Consider the following 19517-nt stretch of genomic DNA (forward strand, 5'->3'; position numbering starts at 1 on the left):
TTCATCAAAGTATTGACGTAATAATTGGGCAGGAATACAATCATTGTTATTAAGCAGAGCAAATACATAGGAATAATTGAAAATTGAAAGGTATGCACATATGAACTTAGACTGGGAGTTTATTGTAGAGAGCTTGCCGTTATATGGAGAAGCTATGTGGTTGACGTTGAAGATCGCCTTTTTTGCTATTCTATTTTCATTAGTCGTCGGTTTGCTGTGCAGCACAGTACTGTATTACAAGGTAAGGGGAATTAGCGGCATCGTTGTTGCCTATATTGAGCTTTCCCGAAATACGCCGCTGCTTGTACAGTTATATTTTCTGTATTACGGGTTTACGAAAATAGGTCTGCATATGAGCGAAATGACGTGTGCCATTGTGGGCATGACCTTTTTGGGCGGGGGTTATATGGCTGAGGCGTTCCGTGGGGGAATGGAAGCAGTGAGTAAAACCCAGACGGAATCCGGGCTGAGTCTCGGACTGTCCAAGATACAACTGGCGAGATATGTTATTTTGCCACAGGCTTTTGCCATCAGTGTTCCGTCTCTGGGAGCGAATGCGATTTTTCTGCTCAAGGAGACTTCCATTGTTGGCGCCATTGCTTTATTAGATCTGATGAATGTGGCAAAAGACCTGATCGGCATGTACTACAAAACGACAGAATCGCTAATTCTGCTGGTATTGGCATATCTCGTCCTGCTTTTACCTTTGTCGATACTGCTGACGTGGGTGGAAAGGAAGGTGAGATATGCTGAATTCGGGGATTAATGTGCTCTTTGAAGGTTCCAATTTCGAGCGTCTATTAGGGGGATTGCTCGTTACGCTGGAGATTGCGTTACTTTCCATTATTATCAGTACTCTATTAGGCATTTTGATGGGGTTGCTGCGCACCTTAAAATCAAGACCGATTCGGTTTGTACTGAGGTTATATTTGGAGACATTCCGCATTATTCCAATTCTGGTGTGGTTGTATGTTGTATATTTTGGATTTACTCCTTTGTTGAATGTGAATATCAGCGGGGAATTGACAGCAATTATCGTATTCAGCCTGTGGGGAGCGGCCGAGATTGGTGACATCGTTCGTGGTGCATTGGAATCACTGCCCAAGCATCAGGTGGAATCAGGACAGGCACTGGGACTGACATATGGGCAGTTATACCGCCATGTGCTCATTCCCCAGGCGGTGCGCCGAATGCTTCCCGGTTCTATTAATCTGGCGACACGGATGATCAAAACCACTTCATTAGTGGTGCTGATCGGTGTAGTGGAAGTGGTCAAGGTCGGGCAGCAGATTATTGAGCTTGGTGTAATCAAAGCGCCCTCGGCATCCTTCTGGGTGTACGGCTTTATTTTCATATTGTATTTTCTCGTATGCTATCCGTTATCCAGACTTTCCAAAAGATTTGAACGCAGATGGCAAAATTAGCAGGATGGGGTGGATGTCATGGGAGAGGCTGTGGAGGTTTTACTCGAAATTCGAGGGCTGCACAAAAGCTTCGAAGACCGAAAAGTACTGCAACAGATTAATCTGGACGTAACGAAAGGGGAAGTCGTGGTCGTTCTCGGTCCTTCGGGATGTGGAAAAAGCACGCTCCTCCGATGTCTCAATGGTCTGGAGCCGGTCCAGAGTGGAGATATCCGTTATAGAGGGCAGGACCTGACGGATAAGAAAGTGAATTGGCGTGAGGTGCGGCAGCATATCGGAATGGTGTTCCAGAACTACGAGCTGTTTCCGCATATGACGGTCTTAGAAAATATATTGCTCGGCCCGCTTAAAGTTCAGCGGAGAAATAAGCAGGAGGCACTTGAGCAAGCGGAGCAGCTATTGGAGCGAGTGGGTCTGCTGGATCGCAAAGATGCGTATCCGAGACAATTATCAGGCGGGCAAAAGCAACGGATTGCGATTGTGCGCGCCCTGTGTATGAACCCGGAAATTATGCTCTTTGATGAAGTCACCGCATCCTTGGACCCGGAAATGGTCAGAGAGGTGCTGGATGTCATGCGAGAGCTGGCACAACAGGGCATGACCATGATTATCGTGACGCATGAAATGGGATTTGCCAAGTCGGTAGGAGATCGTATCGTTTTTATGGATCAAGGACAGATATGCGAAATGACTACGCCGCAGCAATTTTTTACCCAACCGGAAACAGAGCGTGCCCAGCACTTTCTGGATATATTTCAGTACGAAACGATATAAACAGGGGGATGAATACAGATGAGAAAAGGAATGAAGTTCACGACGTTATTACTGGCTTTGAGCTTGCTGCTTGTTGGTTTGGCGGGATGTACAGGAGGCGGAAATACCAACGGTAGTTCAGGCTCGGCTAAATTTGCCTCGATTGAGGACATTAAAAAGAATGGCAAAATTCGAATAGGTGTATTTGCAGATAAGCCGCCTTTTGGCTACGTGGATTCGGAAGGGAAGAATCAAGGCTTTGACGTCTATATTGCGAAGCGGTTTGCCAAAGATCTCTTGGGTGACGAGTCCAAGGTGGAATTTGTTCTGGTGGATGCTGCCAGCCGGGTCGCCTATTTGGAATCCAACAAGGTAGATATCATCATGGCTAACTTTACGGTGACGGATGAGCGTAAAGAAAAAGTCGATTTTGCCAATCCGTATATGAAATTATCCTTTGGCATTGTGTCGCCTGATAGCGCTCCAATCACCACGATTGACCAATTGAAGAATTCGGATCAGAAGCTGATTGTCGCAAAGGGAACAACGGCTGAAACCTATTTCACGAAAAATTACCCTGACATCAAGCTGCTTAAATTCGATCAATATACAGAAATCTTCTCAGCCCTCAAAGACAAACGCGGCGCCGCCATTGCCAACGATAATACAGAGCTGATCGCCTGGGCCAAAGCCAACCCTGGCTTTACCGTAACCATCCCGGCCTTTGGTGGTCAAGATACGATTGCACCCGCAGTAGCGAAGGGAAATAAGGAGTTGTTAGACTGGATCAACAATGAGCTGGCTACATTAGGCAAGGAAAACTTTGTGCATCAAGCCTACAAGGACACATTGACCTCTGTTTACGGAGAAGGCTTTACAGATCAACTGGTCGTAGAGGGCGGCAAAGTGGATTAATCATAGTATAAGTTGTTGTTTTACTATAAAGAAGTGTTGGGACTGCAAGCCCAACGCTTCTTTATTAATATGGGGGAAAGAGGTCTTTGGCAACTCCTTAATAAAGTTGCATACTTCCCCAAAAGCTCTTGCATGCTAGTAGATTTCATTATATAATTTTAAATGATTATGATTCTCATTATCATTTAAGTCTTTAGGCGCAGACTCCCATTATGAGCCTAAGTGATAGGATGGTGATGTACACATGGCTAAAGCAGATGTGGCAACTGCCAGAAGACAGCTTCGGAGTCCGAACAAGGTAACTCGCAGACGAGCTTTGAGAACGATCAAAACTGCGAAACGCGCGAAGTAGCAGGTTCCAAGTTAACTGCAAATGGCAATAACAGTGTCAAATTTTTCAGTCTCCTCGTTTTGATATTGCACCTGCTTTCCTGATGGTGGTACACAGGAAGGCAGGTGCCTTTTTTTGAATGTTAAAAAAAAGCGCCAGGCGGGTGTCGAACCGTTCTGGCGCATTATTTGGAGATATAAAAAAACCAAACTCAAAATGAACATAAAAATGGAGTAGACGGAATAGTGCTGTACAAGCGAAGCGATCGCTTTTGTCCCCGGATTACTACTCTATAAAAGGCTTTGTTCAAGAAATCCGGGGGCGGTGGCGATGGGAAGCACTATCCGACTGCGTAGTGGCACAATATGAAACTTTTAAGTTCGGTTTTAATACAAAAACTACATTTATTTCTTTTGTGCAAACAGCCATTCAATCATATCCTGATTTTGCAGAGCCGGAACCCAGGAGAAGTGTCCTGTAGGTTTGATAATCCCTGCTTCGTATTCAGTGAAGTGAATGAGGTTTCCGTTTTGTGCTTTAATGGCAGCGACCATTTCTTGCGAGTTTTTAGGACTTACTGTGGTATCGTCTGCAGCATGGAAGGCCCAAATCGGAACGTTTTTCAATACCTCGACGTGTGTAGGTTCAACAGGCGCGTACATGTTAACGGCTTTTTCATAGTTGGTCAAACCGGCAATCGGTACACCTGCGGCGAACAAGTCAAGATTTTTCTCCAACAATCTCCACGTACCCATAGCTCCTTGAGAAATACCAACAATATAGATTCGGTTGGTATCGATCGGGTATTTTAACGCCGTTTCACGTACCAAATCGGCTACAGCGCTGTTGCGTGGCTCATCCGCCCAAATGAATTTATGCTCCAGGTCAATCGGGCTTTGTGGAGCGATTACGAAGGATGGGTGTTTGGCTTGCTGCTCAGGAGAAGCCCAAGTAACAGCTCCGGCATTTGCCAGCAGGTTTACTCCGTTTCCGTCACCACGTTCGCCGTTTCCGTGCAGAAACACAACCAGAGGATAGGTTTTGCCGGGCTCTACTTTAGGCTCAAACGTAAAGTAGTTCAGCTTGAAGCCCTCTTTATTTTCAAAGGTGTTTTTTTGGAAATCGTCCACGATCGGTGTAATTTTATCCGTTGCTTTTACAGTCTGTGCAGAGGCTGGAATGACTGTTTTCTTTGAAGTTGCAATATCTTTCTTTTGACTAATATTATAATTCAACATGTTGATGCGGTTAACTGCGCTTGTTGCATCATAAGTAAGGGTACTTGCATTTTTATCTTGCGTATCCAGCTCAATCACGACAAATTTACCATGAGTACTGCGGTTGGTGATAGCTCCGGTATCATTGGTATATACACCGGTCACAGTTCTGTCTGTATATACATCATTGAGTACAGATTGAACCTGAAAGCTGGAAGTGGATAAGGATGCCCCGTCAATATTGGTGCTGTATTTCAGTACAACAGCAGATACGACTTCACCCAAAGGCTGTACCTGCGTAAGCAGGGTAGCCTGTGGCGCTGGGACATCGGTTGCTGCGGCAGAGCTGGAGGATGGGAAAAAGATCGTAAGCAGGAACACGAAAGATAATAAAACAATGGCAAAACGTCTTCTTTGCATGAGATTAATCTCCTTTGGTGTCATTTTTTAAAGCGCTTACTACATGTTCGGGATGGTTGACTGTATGCTGTGGAATTCATACAAATCAAAAAAAGGCAAACTCCGGGTACACGTGTGTACTCGGGTTTTGCCTTTGCAGTAACAATCCCACTTGAAGGATAGCACCTTCATTGGATTCTGACAAGTGAAAGCGCTACATTTTTGGATCTTTTTATAAAAAAAGTTTTACCTTCGCAACGGGAGGATTCTACAAAAATCCTTAAAGCGGCTTGCAATTAGAAGTAGAAAGATCGAACTCATGGTATTCATCTATAGCGCTAAACAAAGATACCGGGGCTTTTCAATGGTAATATTGTGGTATATAATCCCCTTAACTTAACAGTGTTAACTTATATAACGATGTTAACAAAAGGGGATGAAATCATGAACCAATACGATGTTATTGTCATCGGTGCAGGACTGGGTGGCTTGTCCTGTGCAGCAAGACTTTCCGCGCTCGGTTACCGAACAGCTGTTTTTGAAAGCCATACTTTGGCTGGCGGTTTCGCAACTGAATTTACAAGAAAGGGATATACCTTTGATGTCTCCTTGCACGGTGTCGGCGGACTCGAGGAGGGCAGCTTCGGTCGGCTGTTAAAGGACTGCAATGCGGACCAGCGAATTGTTCCTCTCCGCAAAAAGCACCCTTACTCCATTCGTTGGGAAGGACAGACCATTGATATTCCGTCCGATGTTCAGGAGTATGTGCAGCTCCTCAAAAACATGTTTCCTGCTGAGGTGGCAGGCATTGACAGTTTATTCGCGGGCATTCGCCGTTTTGAAACAGGCTTTTCTGCTTTTTCTACCCTCACTTCCTGGCGCAAGGCGGTTGGCCTGCTCAAAGCAGGCACCTTCTTCCGTTGGACGCAAATGACTACCTGGGAAGCTGTAAGACAATTCGGGTTGTCTGACCGATTCACGGAATTTTTCACCGCGCTGTGGGCCTATTATGGATTGCCTCCGAAGCGGCTTGCGGCCTTGTATTTTTTCATTCCCTGGATCGGCTATCATTTGGAGGGGACGTACTACATTGAGGGAGGCGCACAGGCTTTATCCAATGCATTGGTTGACGCTATTAAGTCAGCGGGAGGAGAAGTTCACCTGCGCAGTCAGGTGTCTGAGATTATACTCGAACGCGGTAAAGCAGTTGGAGTCCGTCTGAAAAAAGGCGATGTATATAAAGCCAACTGGATTGTATCTGGTATCAGTCCCCATCATACCTATGGCCGTCTACTGGAAAATCATGATGCTGCCCGTCGTGAGATGGAAGCGATCAGCAGTCTGGAGACTGGCACGTCTCTCACCCAGCTATATCTGGGATTATCATGTGAACCTCATGAGCTTGGCATCACCGAAGAAGACTTAATCCTGCGTAATGAGCCGGATTCGGAGACAGATTATGAAGTTATGATGAGCGGCCAGTACACCAAAGGCAACTGGATGCTCACGAATTATAACGCCATGGACCCTAAGCTTAATGAACCGGGAAAGGGTGTCATTGCAATTACATTTTTGGACAGATTGGAGAACTGGCCTGCCGCACGTCCCGAATATAAAGCCAAAAAAGAAGTCGTGACACAGCAGATACTGGGATGTCTAGAACAGCTGTATCCGGGTTTTCGCAGCAAGGTAGTGGTGGCCGAGTTGGGCACACCGCGCACGATGCAGCGTTATACCGCTAATCCCGACGGGGCCGTTTATGGCTACGCACAAACGGTCCGGCAGTCCGGTATAAAAAGACTGAAGCACAAATCAGCTGTGAATCGTCTGTCATTGGTAGGGGCCTGGACACAGCCTGGGGGCGGGTTTCAAGGGGTTATGAACTCGGGTATAATGGAAGCTGATCGTATCGCCGCCAAATTGGGGTAGGCAGAAAGGGCAAGTACATCTACTCATGAAACATATCAAACGCCGAGAACGTGAAAGCAGTGAAATCCGCCGGAAAATCATTGAGGCCGCCCGGTCGCTTTTCCTGAATCAAGGGTATGCCGAAGTCTCCATGCGCAAAATTGCGGATCAGATCGAATATTCACCAACAACTATTTATCATTATTTTGCCAATAAGGAAGCTGTGGTCCGTGAACTGCTGGTAGAAGGAAATACCTTGTTCCTGCAGGCTCTTCAGCAGCGTGTGGATGAAGCACAGGCAGCGGGATTGAATGCGCTGGACACACTGAAAACGGTATCTGATGCGTATGTTCGTTTTGGAACGGCTAACCCGGAATATTACAACATCCTGTTTATCAGCAACCTGGAATCTGTAAGCTTGGTCAGCCTTATAGACAGTGGGCGTTTTAGAGGCTTTGAGCTGCTTGAAGCTGGGCTCAAAGCCGCTATGGAGGAGGGCTGCATCATTCAAGGAGACGAGCGCCTGATCGCCAGATCCGTATGGAGCATGCTGCACGGATTGACTTCTTTGCTCCTGAATTTTGAACTTCCTATGGCAAAATCCAATGATGAATTGATCGCATTCACTATAGATACTTTCCTCAAGGGGTTAAGCCGCTGACGCAGCGGCTAACCTTCTTTACCTCACACCACTGTACATGCGAATCCGCATACAACCATTCCGAAAGATTAACGAAGTTCCAAATCTGAAAGCTGCTTAAGCACGGCTTCAATACGACGTTTATCTTTTTTGAGCATAACGAGCTGCAAAGAAGCAAGAAGCAGATCTGAGATATTGGCCCAAGCATCTGCTTTCAGAGCGGGAAGAAGATCCCGATGAATCATGATATCCAGCGCCTCCGTTGCAATTTTTTGATGAAGCTCGCTATCGGATAGCCATTCAATCAACTGCTCAGCTGTAGGACGGGAGTGAGCGAAAAGTATTGCCCAGCCATCCACCGGATGATTGACTTTATCCCGCATCCAGTTAATGATCTGTGGTGAACGAAAATGCTGTAGCTGCCCATTAGCGGTGTATCCTTCTAATTTGTCTTCTGCAGCCGAATCCTGTAGCAGGTGATTGCAAACACATACCAAGCCTTCCTGCTCGGGTAGGCAACGGGCGCTCAGATAGGCACGTGTGGACACAAATGCACCCTTAGCATGTAGGGTATTGTTTTGAGCTAAAGATGTCCATGCTTGCGCGGTTTCCGGTTCCCACAAGGAGCGGACCCAATCAGCAGCCCCAATCCCCGCGGTCTCTCCTACCAAAACGGCCCAAGTAGAGAATGGAACCTGGCTATGTTGAATGTTCTGCCAGTGCTGCTCCCAGGCAAGAAAAATATCCTTTGGATCATAGGCTTGAAAAGCCTGCAACACAGCAGGATGATCTACGCCATGCATGGTGGTGTAATGGATCAGCGTCTCCAACGACTGCGCATCCTCCAGTTTCATCGTGCAAAACATGTTCAACCAGCGTAGCCAGAGTTGCAGTGGTGGGCTGTTTAGCTGAATGCCATGCTCATCGGCCACTTTAAACCAATCCCATAGCCATAGCCCATGCAAGGTGAGCATGGTGTCTATATAGGCAGGTAGATTTTTCGCAAGCAGCGTGAACTGGTCCAACTCGTGATGATAGCAGAACACCGCTGGCTCTGTAGTGGATGTCGCCATATCAAGCAGTATCGGATCACCCGCACCATTATAATTAAGGATCAGATATCGTTGCTCGTCCACTACCGAGTCGGTATCTTCCCCATAGGATGTAAAATAGCCAATATACTCATGATTCCAGCCAAACTCTCCTGTGATATCGTCTAGGATACTCTGCTCTTGTTCAAGATCATTGCTGTTTTTATATGAACACTCCGGTCCATCAGCTACAATACAGTGTGGGGGGAGGCACCATAGTAAATTTAAGCTGCCACACCGCTGTATTAATTCAGACAGGGAGGCAGGCAAAGGCATCCGCAGCCGTTCCTCCAGCTCAGTTAGTTCACCTGTAGAAATCCCCTCCGTCCATTGGTATACCACATCAGGCATCCCACTTTGTCTCAGACGATCAACGACTTGTTCCAGTTTTTCTAAGGTTTGTGCAAAATGTACTGTCATTCGTATTCGTCCTCCTCTTACTCTACAACCTGGCAATGCTCTTTTTGCAAGAATGCTAGAATTTCATCACGAAGTGCTATCGCTTTCGGTTCATAAATGATCGCCACTTCGCGTCCATATGCATAGTTAAAACGCACGTATCCGCCTAGAGTCTGAAGAAAAGCCATGCAGATATGCTCATTTTCGATCCATAGGTTTGAGGCAAAATGCTGTTTAAACCGCTGAGCCAATGCTTGTATGGATGCCGGAGTGAAATCCAGGGCTTGCTCGTTCGGATGGGCTGGATTGTAGGCCTCGGTCGTATCCGGGGGATTAAACAGTAGGAATGTTGCGGCTTTGTCTGGGCTGAGAGGTTCGAAATAACGGGGAAATGGTTCCATCTTTCCGAATTCATCCCGTAAAATATGTTCCAGTGTTTCTGTGAATGGGACTTGGACATCTAAAGTCTTCGTAGTAATGATCTCCGAGTGTCGTGGCAGCCACAGCAAGCCTTCAACCTGAGGGTGAATCGCTAGGAAGTCACCATCTATGGAGCTGCCAATGACCACGCACTCACCCAGCTGCTGCGCTGTAATTGGGCAGTTATCATCATGCGTCCACAGTTCGTAATCCGCATAGGATTGCAATAGTTGAGGGTCAGGCCTTTCAATCATTAGCAGGCCGCAATAGGTGCCCGGCCCGTAGCGGGTGAGGAATGCTATATAGGGAGGGGGTAAAGTTAATCCAAAGGTATGTTCAAAAGTTGTCAGTTCATCGGCAGTCACCGTCGTATGTTGTGTGGAAACCCAATACATGTAGGATACACCTGCTTTCCGGCACTCTATCTATAGGGATAGAGATCAAAAGTAAATGAGAGATATGCTATAATTAGGAAATAAATTAGCTATAGATTAGTCTATCTTAATTCCATAGGAACTACAATTTGTGAGGGGACGAAGGAGGAACACATCTTATGACAACATCAGGGGTACAAGCCTACATAGATCCAATTTTTGAAGCGATTGATGAGGCGTACGCTTCTGAGCAAAAGCGCATCGCCGAATTCCAAATCAAAAGTGTCCTTCACGAAGGGATTCATGAATACTTAAAAGTTACCTGTAAGAAGGATGGGCTGTGGGTGGATACCTACGAACCGTTTGAATGGGATCATCGTAGACCGGATATAAAAATTTCTGGTTTTACGGAGGGGGTAACACTGCAGCAGGTTCAGGACGAATGGATGCCTGTGTTTAGGGAACGGATAGAGGCGCTATTTAACTCGGAAGAATTCAGTTCCATGTTCTTTCGTTATCGGCTGGATTTTCATCTGGAAGTGGTCTTGGAGAATAAGGCCAATCATTTTACATTCTCACTCCTAAATGAAGATAAACGGCAGCAACTGTTAGCCACTATCCAACAGTTTGTGGAGCAGAAGCTCAACCCCTCCAGTAAAGCTATCCCGAAGGAAGAGGACGATTTCTTCTTCGTGAGACACTTGCTTGATCCTCATTTGTACGCTATAGATGCCCAGCGGGTGGATGAGTTGCTCCATATAATGGATGCCAAAGTGAAGGTCAGCCGCAAGCGTGAGGAAGCATGGAGGTATCAGCTCAGCAGTGGCTTAAAGCATTGGGCTGAAGATGAATTTTTGCTGAAGTATGCGGATCGGGAAAAAAGCTATGGGCTGGATTATAAAGTGAAGCCCGATATTCTCCCTTCGGAAATTCCCGCGCCAGCCATGGAGATGTTCCTGCTTACCGCGATGCGGGTGGGTTCGACCGATGCCGATGCACGGCAGAAATATTTGGAGATTGCTGCACAGCTAGGCTCGGAGCAGGCTTCCGTGTGGCTTGAGAGCGGATCAGGAAGCATCCCAGCGCTACATACAAGCGAGCGAGTCATCTGCCAAGCCAATGATATTTTGCAAACGCTGGAGGTTCAGATTCGTTCAGAGGAAGAAGAAAGCTATAGAGAAGCGCTCGTATATTTATGCGATATTTTAAAGAAGGGCTTTACCAAGGAATATCGGATGAAGTTCAAAAGCAAGGTGAAAAACTACCTGCCTGTACCCAAGTTGGCTAAATCTACGTTACATCGTTTCTTCGCCAATGCACTTGAGTATCCGTCGCTGCATCCGTTGCTGGCTGAATATGCTGAGGTCGTGATGGAAGAATTCAAATGGTATAACGATGTAGAGCCCGGTGAAAAGTCGGCGATGCCGGGAACCTATGCGGTAATGGGATTAGGACTGAAAGGAACGAACTATTTCCCATTAGTGAATCGTTATATGAAGCTGGTGGACAGTGAGCATCAGTCTGTACAGGATGGTTACGCGGCTGCTTTTGCCGAAGCACATGGGCTAACACCTGACACGATCCCCGTTTGGACGAGGATTCTACTGGCAAGCAACGAGTCTGCTAAACCACTGAATTCATCCGGAATCGAAACTGTAGAGCAGGCACAGGTACTGGTGGAGGAGCTTGAGAAGCTGGAGGACTATGAACAAGAGGTGCTTGTTTATCGTATATGGGGTGGCGCGAAGAAACTAAAAAACAGCCTGAAGCAGGCTGTCCCTAAGGTAAAAGAGTTGCTGGAGACGCTTATTCCATAAAAGCATCATATTCATGGTAATATCGCAGTCCCTGCGCAATGCGTTCAATATCCGGCTCGCTTCCGCTGTGGCGTAACACTTCAATGACATCCTGTACAGTCGCCACCTCCAGCCAAGATTGCACGTGATGGTCTGGCAGAGATGCAGGTATACTTTCATCACGATGATTGGTGACGGTGAGACCGGCATCCTCCAGCTCCCACAATTCTTCCTCGGGAATGATGTAGTAGGTAGAATTGAGCGGATTACTTTGGACATGTTTCAGATTGGCAAATACCCATTCATTGATTTCTGTTTGGTCAACGGCATGGACCAGTGCTTCAAGGCTGTCAAAAGTTTGTATGCTCATGTATGGGGGCTCCTCTCTTAGCCGCTGGCTTATGCTGTAGCTTTTGTAATATCTTTAAGATGGCCTGGCGATTCTTCGCATCCTTAATGTACTTGGGAATGGAATGGGAAGCCGTACGCATCATACCGGATGTAGGCTTTTCCCGCAACTCGGCAGAGATATAGGAGAGCAGGTAATTCAGGTGTATCCGGTTAAGAGCCCAGACAGGTTTACCCCGATAGTAATCAATGAAGTACAGCTGAAGCTGGAAAATAGGGTCTTTTCCGTTTTGGATCACGTCCGTATGCCATTCGCGTGATTGAACACGATGCACCGGAACCTGATTACGTGTCTCACAGTGCGGACAGTTTATATTCGTATTTTTATGGAGTTTCGTTCGGTCATCATGGATTTCGATATTAAAATACCGCTCGCAATGGTTGCATACGCCGCGTGCATAGAATGTATAAGATTCTGGTTGCTGATACGTGTAGTAACAATGAGAGCATCGAACGACGTAATAACAGTCTTTTTTGGATCTGGAAATAAAAGCTTGGCCCTGACAACGGGGGCAGTGAACAGCTACCTGTTCTCCTCTCCGGATCACAGCGCTAAAGTCATATTTATATCCATGTTCATCTTTGAAGCGCTTTTGCTCCATATTCGTTCCTCCTTTTCGGAAAGAGCGTAAAAACGTACATTTTATGATTCATATGTTATAATATTCCTCAACAACAGAATGGCTTAGATGGGCGGTCGGCTAGTCTCCTGTAAAGGAGGTGAGGCCTGTGGAGGTTAAAGACACCTTAATGTTGATGATTCAATTCGCAACGTTGGTGATCCTAATTCTTTCCTTCCATAAAAAGAAATAGACCGCCCTCGACAAAGGCAAGCGGTCTAATTCAATGATCATCCTTTGACACGGCTACCGCCCTTAAAAGCGGCTGTTGCCAAAGAGTGAGGATGTTGACGCATCTTCACTCTTTTTTTAGAATATACATCTTATTCCCATTTTAACACTTGAAAATGGCCTTTTCAATGCGCCGAAGGGTGAAAAGGTGAATAGGACGTACAAAAGGAGAGGGTGAACATGAGCATTTTTACAGGGCTGCAACGTCCGCAGTTTCAGGCTTATTATGATGAGGCTTTTCTAATAGAGCATCGTTTTGAAAATGGCATGGGTTTTCCGCCTTCTTATATAGATTATGTCAAAACTCTTGGTTACGGGCGACTATGCGGCTTATGGAACATTCATATTCCTCTTGGCGATCACCCGAATTCATGGTTTCATCGTTATCATAACTGGCGGGCCTGGTTTGATGATTTACTAGAATCAGAAGAGGTTCTACAAGAAGCGGCGCTGGAGCCAGATGGTTTTCCGGAGCTTTTGGACCATGCGGTTCCCTTCGCTTCTAGTGAAGGGAATGATCTGCTGATTTGGGATATTCAATCGCCTGATGAACGGGGAGAATTCCCAATCTATGCTTTGAACTTGCGCACATGGGGCAATTTTCGGTATGCAGCCCCGGATTTGTATAGCTTCGTCGAAGCGTTGGTGGATGAAGAGCGTGTGAAGTCGATATTGGACACAGATCGTACACCATTCCCTTATACATTCGAGCCCTTTTAGCAGCAAAAATAACCACCTTGGCATTCAAACTTCAAGGTGGTTATTTGCGCTGCTATTCTTCTGCTAGTGGTCTTCATATTGGGCTAAATATTGCTGTACCAACTCATATCCAGCCACGCCCATTACAGTATATTGATTATATTCTTCCAGTTCCAGATTACGTATATATTCATCACCACAGTACAGATGGCCCCCACAATTAAAATATTTTAGCTGCTGTTGTTCCTCGGATAGAGGGCGCTGATCGATAATAGGCCATACTCCCTTCGTCAGATTTTGGGTGGCGGTGAATATAACTTCAAATCGGCAGTCATGCAGGGGGATAACAAAAATATCGCCTTCCCGATGCTTGATTCTTTTGAACACCATCGTCAGGCCAGCTCTTCCTGAATGATCTCTGTTTTTAGACCTTTAGCGCTGGTAATCGTAATGCTGATCGCATCATAGCCGTTCCGCTTCGCATCTTCAAAATCGCATCGTTCGCCGTTGATCAGCTCTAACTGTCCATTCTCATCCACATCGTCTGCAAACTCGTCATCCCAATCCACATTATAAAAAGCGGTCAAGCTTACCTCGAAAGTATCTTCACCATCTTCGTCCAGATAGGGCAGCAGGGGAGTGCGATTGTTCTGCTGTTCCTTGGTATAAACTTCGCATAGTAGAGCATCGTAACCATGGCGGGTTCCGTCAAAAATTACGATCTGTTCACCTGTGACTGCATCTTCTGCAATAATGAGCTGGGGTGCAAATTCAGTTCCAGTGATCAGCTCGTCCATAAGTTCTCCATAATAAAAAATGTGGAATTTCGTATGTCCTGCCTGTGAACGAAGCGTACCTGTCCACTCCTGCTCGACCCATGCCTCCGGGTTTTCGGGTACAACCCAACCTTCCCAATAAGCCGGTCCCCATTTAGGATTATGTATTTCTGTCATCAGTAGGCCTTCCTTTCTGCTCGTTGAGTTGTTCAATTACCTGATTAAAAAACGTTGTAAAGTCTGTTGCCACCAGATACAAATGTCCACATTCGTCCTGCTCTGCGATATCATAGTTCAGTTTGTCATCATAAGCATGAAGATGTGTGCGGTCCCAGTAGTACACATACGGGGTGTATTCATTACATATCAGAACGTAGAAATTGTCGCCCGCATCTGCACCAATCAACAAAGCATTCTCGACATGATTGATTTCATCCAGAAATTCATTATTAATCGCTAGTGGGGCATCGTTTGTGAGATCATGTCATGGATAAGGTGACGATTTTGTTGTCCTCATCCACATCTACCTTCACATTCACTCCCAGCTTGTCCTTAAACAGCTTACTGATATTGATATAGTCATCCTTTACCGCACGGCTTGATCTACCGGTTGTGCGAGTCATCCCAGCGGTGATGATGGAACGGACGTATGTTTTATCGAGCTTGGCTTCGGGATTATAGGTATAAATGATCTGTTCCTGCTGATTGTAATAATGGGTTAATTCCGTGTAGTCGTTAGCATTCTCATACTGCTTTTCCTCACGCACATACTCAGGATGGTCCATGGTGTAGTGGACTCCCCCGTCCAGAAAAGGATTTTCCTTGGAGGGTCGGAGTTCATAGTGTCCGTAGGCTAGTTGAAACAGATACTCTATGCCTGAGCCCTCCGCCTGATAGTAGAGCTGACGATTGTCCCCTTTTTTATCTATAGCGGTATAGCTGCTGATTAAAGGCCAGGCATCATACTTTTTATCCTTTACCTCAACGGCAAGCTTGTAATGTACAAGCACCTTTTCATTTTGAAATAATCCAAAGCTGCTCATAATAAAATAGGCAGGCACACATATAATCCCGATAATCAATATGAATATAAATATTCTTACACGCATAAGTAGAATGATTCTCCTTTGGTTGTCGATGATGTGGACAGCTCCCGTTTGGCAGATGCACCGAATTCCTCATGCTCTACTAATTGCTTCAGAGCATGTTGTGCGAAAGGCATGCTTTTATGTGTGCGAAGCAGTGCAAAAGCGGCCCCCTTGACTAAGATATATGTATCACTGTGGATTAACTCTCATGTCTGTAGTTCGATAAAGCTTCTTCTGGTCCGCCACCCTCCAGCAGCACCATAACCGCATAGGAGATCGTATCCATCCAATCGTCGAGGGTGTTGATCTGCTCTACGGTCAGCAGGTTGTTTCGCTGCAGCATACTATCAGGATACAATGCCCATGCCCGTGTATATTGGCAAATCCCCCACAGAGCGGCAATCAGCTCCCGTTCTACGGATGGTTTCTCCAACTCATCTGCCAGAACTTCAATGATGGTCATCAGCTCATGGAAATTATCCTCAATCAGTTCTCCCTGGAAGGGGCGGAGCATCCCTAGAAATCCGTTTTGCATTTTGGGATGATCCAGATCATCGTGAATAAAAGAATGACAACGTAACAGCTCGCGAGCATCCTGTTTATTCATTCAGTTCCTTAATCTCTGCGCGGATACCTCTGCACAGAAAGCTACCTGACAGTCCCGACAAGGCATCGATATCAACGACCATGTCTGCTTCTTCATAGCGGAAATCAAGCTGCAAGATGATGTTTTCTGTTTCTACAGGAGTTAATACATGCTCTTTGGTTTCCAGAAATGTAAAAGTCACTGCATAGCGTGGGACGTCTTTTGCTGGAGCTTCAGGGATTACAGGTGCCTCAGCCGAAGGCTCCAGATCCGGTGATTTAGGGACAAGCACGCTAGCGTAGGATAGCTCAATCGTCAGTGTAATCTGGTCTTTCGTCATATTAGCAGCCGTAATTCGGTCATAATGAAAGGGAGGAAAATAGCCGAGCTTTTCAACAATGCTGTCTGCACCTTGAATAGAAACAGTTGGAGAGAAAGCCAGTTCCAGTCCGATGGACCCTGCCAGTTGGTCTTCATATTCTGGATTGATACGTACAAGGGCTTGTTCCGGCTCTACTTTCAAAATCGTGCCTATAAAATACTGTTTGCCATGGATCAGAACAATATCATGCGGAACGAACGGCAACGCTCCCCCGGCTTGATAATGAATGAGATATTCGTTCTCTTTTTTTTCAACCTTTTGAACTTGAATTTGCATAAATTGCAGCCTCCTGGGGTTAATGGTATGGCGGATTGGTTTAAGTGTGTGGTAAAGGGAACGGAGTCCACGATTGAAAAATATACTTCATATCCGGGGTATCCTGTTCAAGCATAAATGGAAGAATATCCATAATAGCGCGTGCTTTACTGCCAGCATAAAAGTTACGCGGGCTGTGTAGCAGCTTGTGTGCCTTTAACCACTGGCTCAGCTTCATCATAACGTCTTCGACGATTGCTTGGTCGATATTTTCATAAACGTCCTGACGGATTGAAACGAGCATGCCGCAATGATTAGAAGATTGGCACATGGGGTCATTGGACAAAAGAATGTACACTTCCGGCGTTGTCCCTTTGTTATAGGATGATTTGATACTGGGAGCCTCGATAGCTAGCATCAGCGGAATCAATTCATCATCGGTTACAATGCGGAGCAGCTCTTGCTTGTCCCAGCGAATTTTACCGTGTTTGGCTTTTTTCGCACCAGCTTGATAGACAGACACACGGGTATTGCGAATTCCTGATATATTCAGGAGCGTTTCAAAACAATCGAACAGGTTAGTAAAGCACTCTTCGGCAAACAAAGTGTGCTTCTCCGACAAGGAACCGGTCATTATGAAATTATAATGCAGGTTGTTAACCACAAGCATCCATCCTTTATTCATGAATTACCAATTCTTATACCATAATATATGACATGAAGATTGAATTCACCTTTTACATTGACTGTGGTACTGTTCATTAAAATCGTTTGGAAACCAGTTCAACTTCGCGTATACTAGGAAAGTCATACATGGAACGGGCCTGAGCCGCATGGCGGCCGTATGTTGGTTACATGAACAGATTCAACGATAACGGATAAGCTCCCTTCCTGAAAAGGGTAGAATGAGAACCGATACAAAAATGGGAATTCTGAACTATGGAACGATAGATGTCATATGGCACATGAACCTATTTTACGTGACACATATTGAATACAGATAAGGGAAGTGAATACCACTTGAAGAATTTTGCAGCATTAGGCGTAGAGCAGCATTGGGTAGAAGCCTTGAAAGAACAGGGAATTTCATCCCCAACTCCTGTACAGCAGGAGTCGATTCCACTGTTGATGGAAGGTCAGGATGTTATCGCCGAGGCACATACGGGGACAGGGAAGACGCTTGCGTTTTTACTGCCGATTCTACAAAAGCTGAATTTGGACAAGCGATACCCACAGGCGCTCGTGATTGCACCTACGCGTGAACTGGCGCTCCAGATTACGGAGGAAGCAAAATGCTTGGCTGCTACGGAGCCGAACCTGTCACTACTGGCTGTATATGGAGGACAGGATGTGGAGCGTCAGCTCCGTAAACTAAAAGGCGGCGCGCAACTGATTATTGGAACACCTGGGCGACTGCTGGATCACCTGAGACGTGGCACGCTGGATCTGGGTGGCATTAAAATGCTGGTCCTGGATGAAGCCGATCAAATGTTACACATGGGCTTTTTGAACGATGTGGAGACGATTCTTCAGGAGGTTCCTTACCGGAGACAGACGATGCTGTTCTCGGCTACGATGCCAGCCGGTATTCGCAAGCTGGCTCGTGTATATATGAACGAACCCGTAGATGTCAAAGTGAAATCCGCTTCTTCCGTTCCGGTGAGCCAAATCCGTCAGGTCGTTGTGCAAACAACAGACCGTGGTAAGCAACAGGCATTGGTGGATATGCTGAATACGGATCGTCCGTACTTGGCTGTTATTTTCTGCCGTACGAAGCGCCGGGCTGCCAAACTGAACGAAGAACTGCAAGAGATGGGCTTTGAGAGCGGTGAGCTTCACGGAGATTTGTCCCAGAACAAGCGGGAGCAAGTGATGAAGGCGTTCCGGGAAGCGAAACTCCAATTGCTCGTAGCGACTGATGTAGCTGCGCGCGGCCTGGATGTAGAAGGCGTCACGCATGTCTTTAACTATGACATGCCGCAGGATGCCGAAAGCTACATCCACCGCATCGGGCGTACCGGCCGTGCCGGAGGCAAAGGCGTGGCGGTGACGCTCGCTACGCCAAGGGATGTTCCAGAGCTTCGGAACATCCAAAGAGTTGCTGGTGTCACATTCACCAGCAGTGAGGGCGGCGGACAGCGTAGACCTGCTTCCGATACGGCTGATCGGCAGGGTCGAGAACGCCGCTCGGGCAGAAACGACCGCCGTTCCTACGGCGGCAACGACTCCGGCGGTGGACGCCGAGGCGGCGGCCGCGAACAGGCGGGCCGTCGTGACAGTGCAGGTGCAGGCGGCGAACGTCGCTCTAGCCGTGGCAGTAGCGAGCGCGGCGGATATGACCGCAGCAGCGGCGGTTCCGCACGCGGAGGTCAAGGCCGCTCGGCAGGACAAAGCAGCGAGCGTGGCGGATATGACCGCAGTAGCGGTAGTTCCGCACGCGGAGGTCAAGGCCGCTCGGCAGGACAAAGCAGCGAGCGCAGTGGATATGACCGGAGCAGCGGCGGTTCCGCACGCGGAGGTCAAGGCCGCTCGGCAGGACAAAGCAGCGAGCGTGGCGGATATGACCGCAGTAGCAGCGGTTCCGCGCGCGGAGGCCAAGGTCGCTCCGCGGGACAAAGTAGCGAGCGCGGCGGATATGACCGCAGTAGCAGCGGTTCCGCGCGCGGAGGCCAAGGTGGCCGCGGTGGACAAGCCAAAGGCGGCCCGCGTGGTGGTCAAGGACAAGGAGGCCGTCGCGGTCGGTCCAGATAGATAAAACAGGAGTATTCTCATAGAATACTCTACTATGGTTATCATAATAGCCCC

Annotated in this window: 23 protein-coding genes; 11 read left to right on the forward strand and 12 right to left on the reverse strand. The window is 47.0% G+C overall.

The window, feature by feature from the left end; all coding sequences use genetic code 11:
• Window positions 1–100 precede the first annotated feature (100 nt).
• The 5 genes from C1T21_RS04310 to C1T21_RS27230 all read left to right on the forward strand — a co-directional run bounded on the left by C1T21_RS04310 (window position 101) and on the right by C1T21_RS27230 (window position 3444).
• The gene (locus tag C1T21_RS04310; protein ID WP_039271644.1) at window positions 101–766 is read left to right on the forward strand and encodes an amino acid ABC transporter permease; all 666 of its coding nucleotides are present in this window, start codon (window positions 101–103) and stop codon (window positions 764–766) included.
• Window positions 747–1424 (forward strand): amino acid ABC transporter permease, encoded by a 678-nt coding sequence (locus C1T21_RS04315; protein ID WP_103047354.1) that lies wholly within the window; start codon window positions 747–749, stop codon window positions 1422–1424. Before C1T21_RS04310 ends, C1T21_RS04315 begins: the two co-directional genes overlap by 20 nt.
• 18 nt (window positions 1425–1442) lie before the next feature.
• Window positions 1443–2198, forward strand: coding sequence for an amino acid ABC transporter ATP-binding protein (locus C1T21_RS04320; protein WP_029518574.1), 756 nt, complete (start codon window positions 1443–1445; stop codon window positions 2196–2198).
• 18 nt (window positions 2199–2216) lie between these two features.
• Window positions 2217–3092, forward strand: coding sequence for a cysteine ABC transporter substrate-binding protein (locus C1T21_RS04325; RefSeq protein ID WP_103047355.1), 876 nt, complete (start codon window positions 2217–2219; stop codon window positions 3090–3092).
• A gap of 244 nt (window positions 3093–3336) precedes the next feature.
• On the forward strand, window positions 3337–3444 hold the full coding sequence (locus C1T21_RS27230; protein ID WP_167686459.1) for a putative metal homeostasis protein: 108 nt from the start codon (window positions 3337–3339) through the stop codon (window positions 3442–3444).
• Window positions 3445–3827: 383 nt separating this feature from the next.
• Here the strand turns inward: C1T21_RS27230 and C1T21_RS04330 are convergent, their stop codons facing one another.
• Window positions 3828–5060, reverse strand: a complete 1233-nt coding sequence (locus C1T21_RS04330; RefSeq protein ID WP_103047356.1) for a PHB depolymerase family esterase — start codon at window positions 5058–5060, stop codon at window positions 3828–3830.
• A gap of 423 nt (window positions 5061–5483) precedes the next feature.
• Here C1T21_RS04330 and C1T21_RS04335 point away from each other — a divergent pair, with 423 nt between their 5' ends.
• Both C1T21_RS04335 and C1T21_RS04340 read left to right on the forward strand, forming a co-directional pair.
• Window positions 5484–6968: a phytoene desaturase family protein gene (locus C1T21_RS04335; protein ID WP_103047357.1), complete on the forward strand. Its 1485-nt coding sequence runs from the start codon at window positions 5484–5486 to the stop codon at window positions 6966–6968.
• Between the two features lie 25 nt (window positions 6969–6993).
• The gene (locus C1T21_RS04340) at window positions 6994–7608 is read left to right on the forward strand and encodes a TetR/AcrR family transcriptional regulator (RefSeq protein ID WP_103047358.1); all 615 of its coding nucleotides are present in this window, start codon (window positions 6994–6996) and stop codon (window positions 7606–7608) included.
• A 68-nt stretch (window positions 7609–7676) separates the two neighbouring features.
• Here the strand turns inward: C1T21_RS04340 and C1T21_RS04345 are convergent, their stop codons facing one another.
• Entirely contained in the window at window positions 7677–9098 is a 1422-nt protein-coding gene (locus C1T21_RS04345) for an SMI1/KNR4 family protein (RefSeq protein WP_103047359.1), read from the reverse strand.
• 17 nt (window positions 9099–9115) lie between these two features.
• Window positions 9116–9892: an SMI1/KNR4 family protein gene (locus C1T21_RS04350; RefSeq protein WP_103047360.1), complete on the reverse strand. Its 777-nt coding sequence runs from the start codon at window positions 9890–9892 to the stop codon at window positions 9116–9118.
• Window positions 9893–10050: 158 nt separating this feature from the next.
• Here C1T21_RS04350 and C1T21_RS04355 point away from each other — a divergent pair, with 158 nt between their 5' ends.
• Window positions 10051–11688, forward strand: coding sequence for a DUF6138 family protein (locus tag C1T21_RS04355; RefSeq protein WP_103047361.1), 1638 nt, complete (start codon window positions 10051–10053; stop codon window positions 11686–11688).
• Here the strand turns inward: C1T21_RS04355 and C1T21_RS27235 are convergent.
• Window positions 11678–12037 (reverse strand): DUF7716 domain-containing protein, encoded by a 360-nt coding sequence (locus tag C1T21_RS27235; RefSeq protein ID WP_180984555.1) that lies wholly within the window; start codon window positions 12035–12037, stop codon window positions 11678–11680. The two genes, C1T21_RS04355 and C1T21_RS27235, sit on opposite strands and share 11 nt — an antisense overlap.
• On the reverse strand, window positions 12018–12677 hold the full coding sequence (locus C1T21_RS04360; protein WP_103047362.1) for a hypothetical protein: 660 nt from the start codon (window positions 12675–12677) through the stop codon (window positions 12018–12020). The genes C1T21_RS27235 and C1T21_RS04360 overlap by 20 nt, the downstream gene beginning before the upstream one ends.
• A gap of 127 nt (window positions 12678–12804) precedes the next feature.
• Between C1T21_RS04360 and C1T21_RS28400 the strand changes: the two genes are divergently transcribed.
• Together C1T21_RS28400 and C1T21_RS04365 are read left to right on the forward strand one after the other, a co-directional pair.
• Window positions 12805–12888, forward strand: a complete 84-nt coding sequence (locus C1T21_RS28400) for a putative holin-like toxin (protein ID WP_223822146.1) — start codon at window positions 12805–12807, stop codon at window positions 12886–12888.
• A gap of 218 nt (window positions 12889–13106) precedes the next feature.
• A complete protein-coding gene (locus C1T21_RS04365; protein WP_103047363.1) occupies window positions 13107–13646 on the forward strand; it encodes an SMI1/KNR4 family protein in 540 nt (179 codons plus the stop codon).
• 63 nt (window positions 13647–13709) lie between these two features.
• On the opposite strand, the gene C1T21_RS04370 is transcribed toward C1T21_RS04365, so the two are convergent.
• The 7 genes from C1T21_RS04370 to C1T21_RS04405 form a co-directional block, all read right to left on the reverse strand.
• Window positions 13710–14015 (reverse strand): Imm26 family immunity protein, encoded by a 306-nt coding sequence (locus C1T21_RS04370; RefSeq protein ID WP_103047364.1) that lies wholly within the window; start codon window positions 14013–14015, stop codon window positions 13710–13712.
• Window positions 14016–14017: 2 nt separating this feature from the next.
• Complete coding sequence (locus C1T21_RS04375; protein ID WP_103047365.1) at window positions 14018–14578, reverse strand: hypothetical protein; 561 nt, start codon at window positions 14576–14578, stop codon at window positions 14018–14020.
• On the reverse strand, window positions 14562–14807 hold the full coding sequence (locus C1T21_RS04380; protein ID WP_103047366.1) for a hypothetical protein: 246 nt from the start codon (window positions 14805–14807) through the stop codon (window positions 14562–14564). Before C1T21_RS04380 ends, C1T21_RS04375 begins: the two co-directional genes overlap by 17 nt.
• Before the next feature lie 73 nt (window positions 14808–14880).
• Window positions 14881–15510: a hypothetical protein gene (locus C1T21_RS04385; protein WP_103047367.1), complete on the reverse strand. Its 630-nt coding sequence runs from the start codon at window positions 15508–15510 to the stop codon at window positions 14881–14883.
• A gap of 178 nt (window positions 15511–15688) precedes the next feature.
• Window positions 15689–16096 carry a hypothetical protein gene (locus C1T21_RS04395; RefSeq protein WP_103047368.1) on the reverse strand — a complete coding sequence of 136 codons (408 nt, stop codon included), beginning with the start codon at window positions 16094–16096 and terminating at the stop codon, window positions 15689–15691.
• Window positions 16089–16733: an immunity 50 family protein gene (locus C1T21_RS04400; protein WP_103047369.1), complete on the reverse strand. Its 645-nt coding sequence runs from the start codon at window positions 16731–16733 to the stop codon at window positions 16089–16091. The genes C1T21_RS04395 and C1T21_RS04400 overlap by 8 nt, the downstream gene beginning before the upstream one ends.
• A gap of 40 nt (window positions 16734–16773) precedes the next feature.
• Window positions 16774–17397 carry a hypothetical protein gene (locus C1T21_RS04405; RefSeq protein WP_103047370.1) on the reverse strand — a complete coding sequence of 208 codons (624 nt, stop codon included), beginning with the start codon at window positions 17395–17397 and terminating at the stop codon, window positions 16774–16776.
• 335 nt (window positions 17398–17732) lie between these two features.
• On the opposite strand from C1T21_RS04405, the gene C1T21_RS04410 reads away from it, so the two are divergent.
• A complete protein-coding gene (locus tag C1T21_RS04410; RefSeq protein WP_103047371.1) occupies window positions 17733–19463 on the forward strand; it encodes a DEAD/DEAH box helicase in 1731 nt (576 codons plus the stop codon).
• Window positions 19464–19517: the final 54 nt, after the last annotated feature.

It is taken from the genome of Paenibacillus sp. F4, assembly GCF_002894905.1.
GTDB lineage: Bacteria > Bacillota > Bacilli > Paenibacillales > Paenibacillaceae > Paenibacillus > Paenibacillus polymyxa_B.

What these genes read in the sequence shown, in the direction of transcription:
- C1T21_RS04325 (WP_103047355.1), top strand. Translation starts at nt 2,217, where the DNA reads ATGAGAAAAGGAATGAAGTTCACGACGTTATTACTGGCTTTGAGCTTG.
- C1T21_RS04320 (WP_029518574.1), top strand. Translation starts at nt 1,443, where the DNA reads ATGGGAGAGGCTGTGGAGGTTTTACTCGAAATTCGAGGGCTGCACAAA.
- C1T21_RS04405 (WP_103047370.1), bottom strand. Translation starts at nt 17,397, where the DNA reads ATGAATAAAGGATGGATGCTTGTGGTTAACAACCTGCATTATAATTTC.
- C1T21_RS04315 (WP_103047354.1), top strand. Translation starts at nt 747, where the DNA reads ATGCTGAATTCGGGGATTAATGTGCTCTTTGAAGGTTCCAATTTCGAG.
- C1T21_RS04360 (WP_103047362.1), bottom strand. Translation starts at nt 12,677, where the DNA reads ATGGAGCAAAAGCGCTTCAAAGATGAACATGGATATAAATATGACTTT.
- C1T21_RS04395 (WP_103047368.1), bottom strand. Translation starts at nt 16,096, where the DNA reads ATGAATAAACAGGATGCTCGCGAGCTGTTACGTTGTCATTCTTTTATT.
- C1T21_RS04375 (WP_103047365.1), bottom strand. Translation starts at nt 14,578, where the DNA reads ATGACAGAAATACATAATCCTAAATGGGGACCGGCTTATTGGGAAGGT.
- C1T21_RS04370 (WP_103047364.1), bottom strand. Translation starts at nt 14,015, where the DNA reads ATGGTGTTCAAAAGAATCAAGCATCGGGAAGGCGATATTTTTGTTATC.
- C1T21_RS04350 (WP_103047360.1), bottom strand. Translation starts at nt 9,892, where the DNA reads ATGTATTGGGTTTCCACACAACATACGACGGTGACTGCCGATGAACTG.
- C1T21_RS04340 (WP_103047358.1), top strand. Translation starts at nt 6,994, where the DNA reads ATGAAACATATCAAACGCCGAGAACGTGAAAGCAGTGAAATCCGCCGG.
- C1T21_RS04310 (WP_039271644.1), top strand. Translation starts at nt 101, where the DNA reads ATGAACTTAGACTGGGAGTTTATTGTAGAGAGCTTGCCGTTATATGGA.
- C1T21_RS04330 (WP_103047356.1), bottom strand. Translation starts at nt 5,060, where the DNA reads ATGCAAAGAAGACGTTTTGCCATTGTTTTATTATCTTTCGTGTTCCTG.
- C1T21_RS04400 (WP_103047369.1), bottom strand. Translation starts at nt 16,733, where the DNA reads ATGCAAATTCAAGTTCAAAAGGTTGAAAAAAAAGAGAACGAATATCTC.
- C1T21_RS04335 (WP_103047357.1), top strand. Translation starts at nt 5,484, where the DNA reads ATGAACCAATACGATGTTATTGTCATCGGTGCAGGACTGGGTGGCTTG.
- C1T21_RS04385 (WP_103047367.1), bottom strand. Translation starts at nt 15,510, where the DNA reads ATGCGTGTAAGAATATTTATATTCATATTGATTATCGGGATTATATGT.
- C1T21_RS04365 (WP_103047363.1), top strand. Translation starts at nt 13,107, where the DNA reads ATGAGCATTTTTACAGGGCTGCAACGTCCGCAGTTTCAGGCTTATTAT.
- C1T21_RS04355 (WP_103047361.1), top strand. Translation starts at nt 10,051, where the DNA reads ATGACAACATCAGGGGTACAAGCCTACATAGATCCAATTTTTGAAGCG.
- C1T21_RS27230 (WP_167686459.1), top strand. Translation starts at nt 3,337, where the DNA reads ATGGCTAAAGCAGATGTGGCAACTGCCAGAAGACAGCTTCGGAGTCCG.
- C1T21_RS04345 (WP_103047359.1), bottom strand. Translation starts at nt 9,098, where the DNA reads ATGACAGTACATTTTGCACAAACCTTAGAAAAACTGGAACAAGTCGTT.
- C1T21_RS27235 (WP_180984555.1), bottom strand. Translation starts at nt 12,037, where the DNA reads ATGAGCATACAAACTTTTGACAGCCTTGAAGCACTGGTCCATGCCGTT.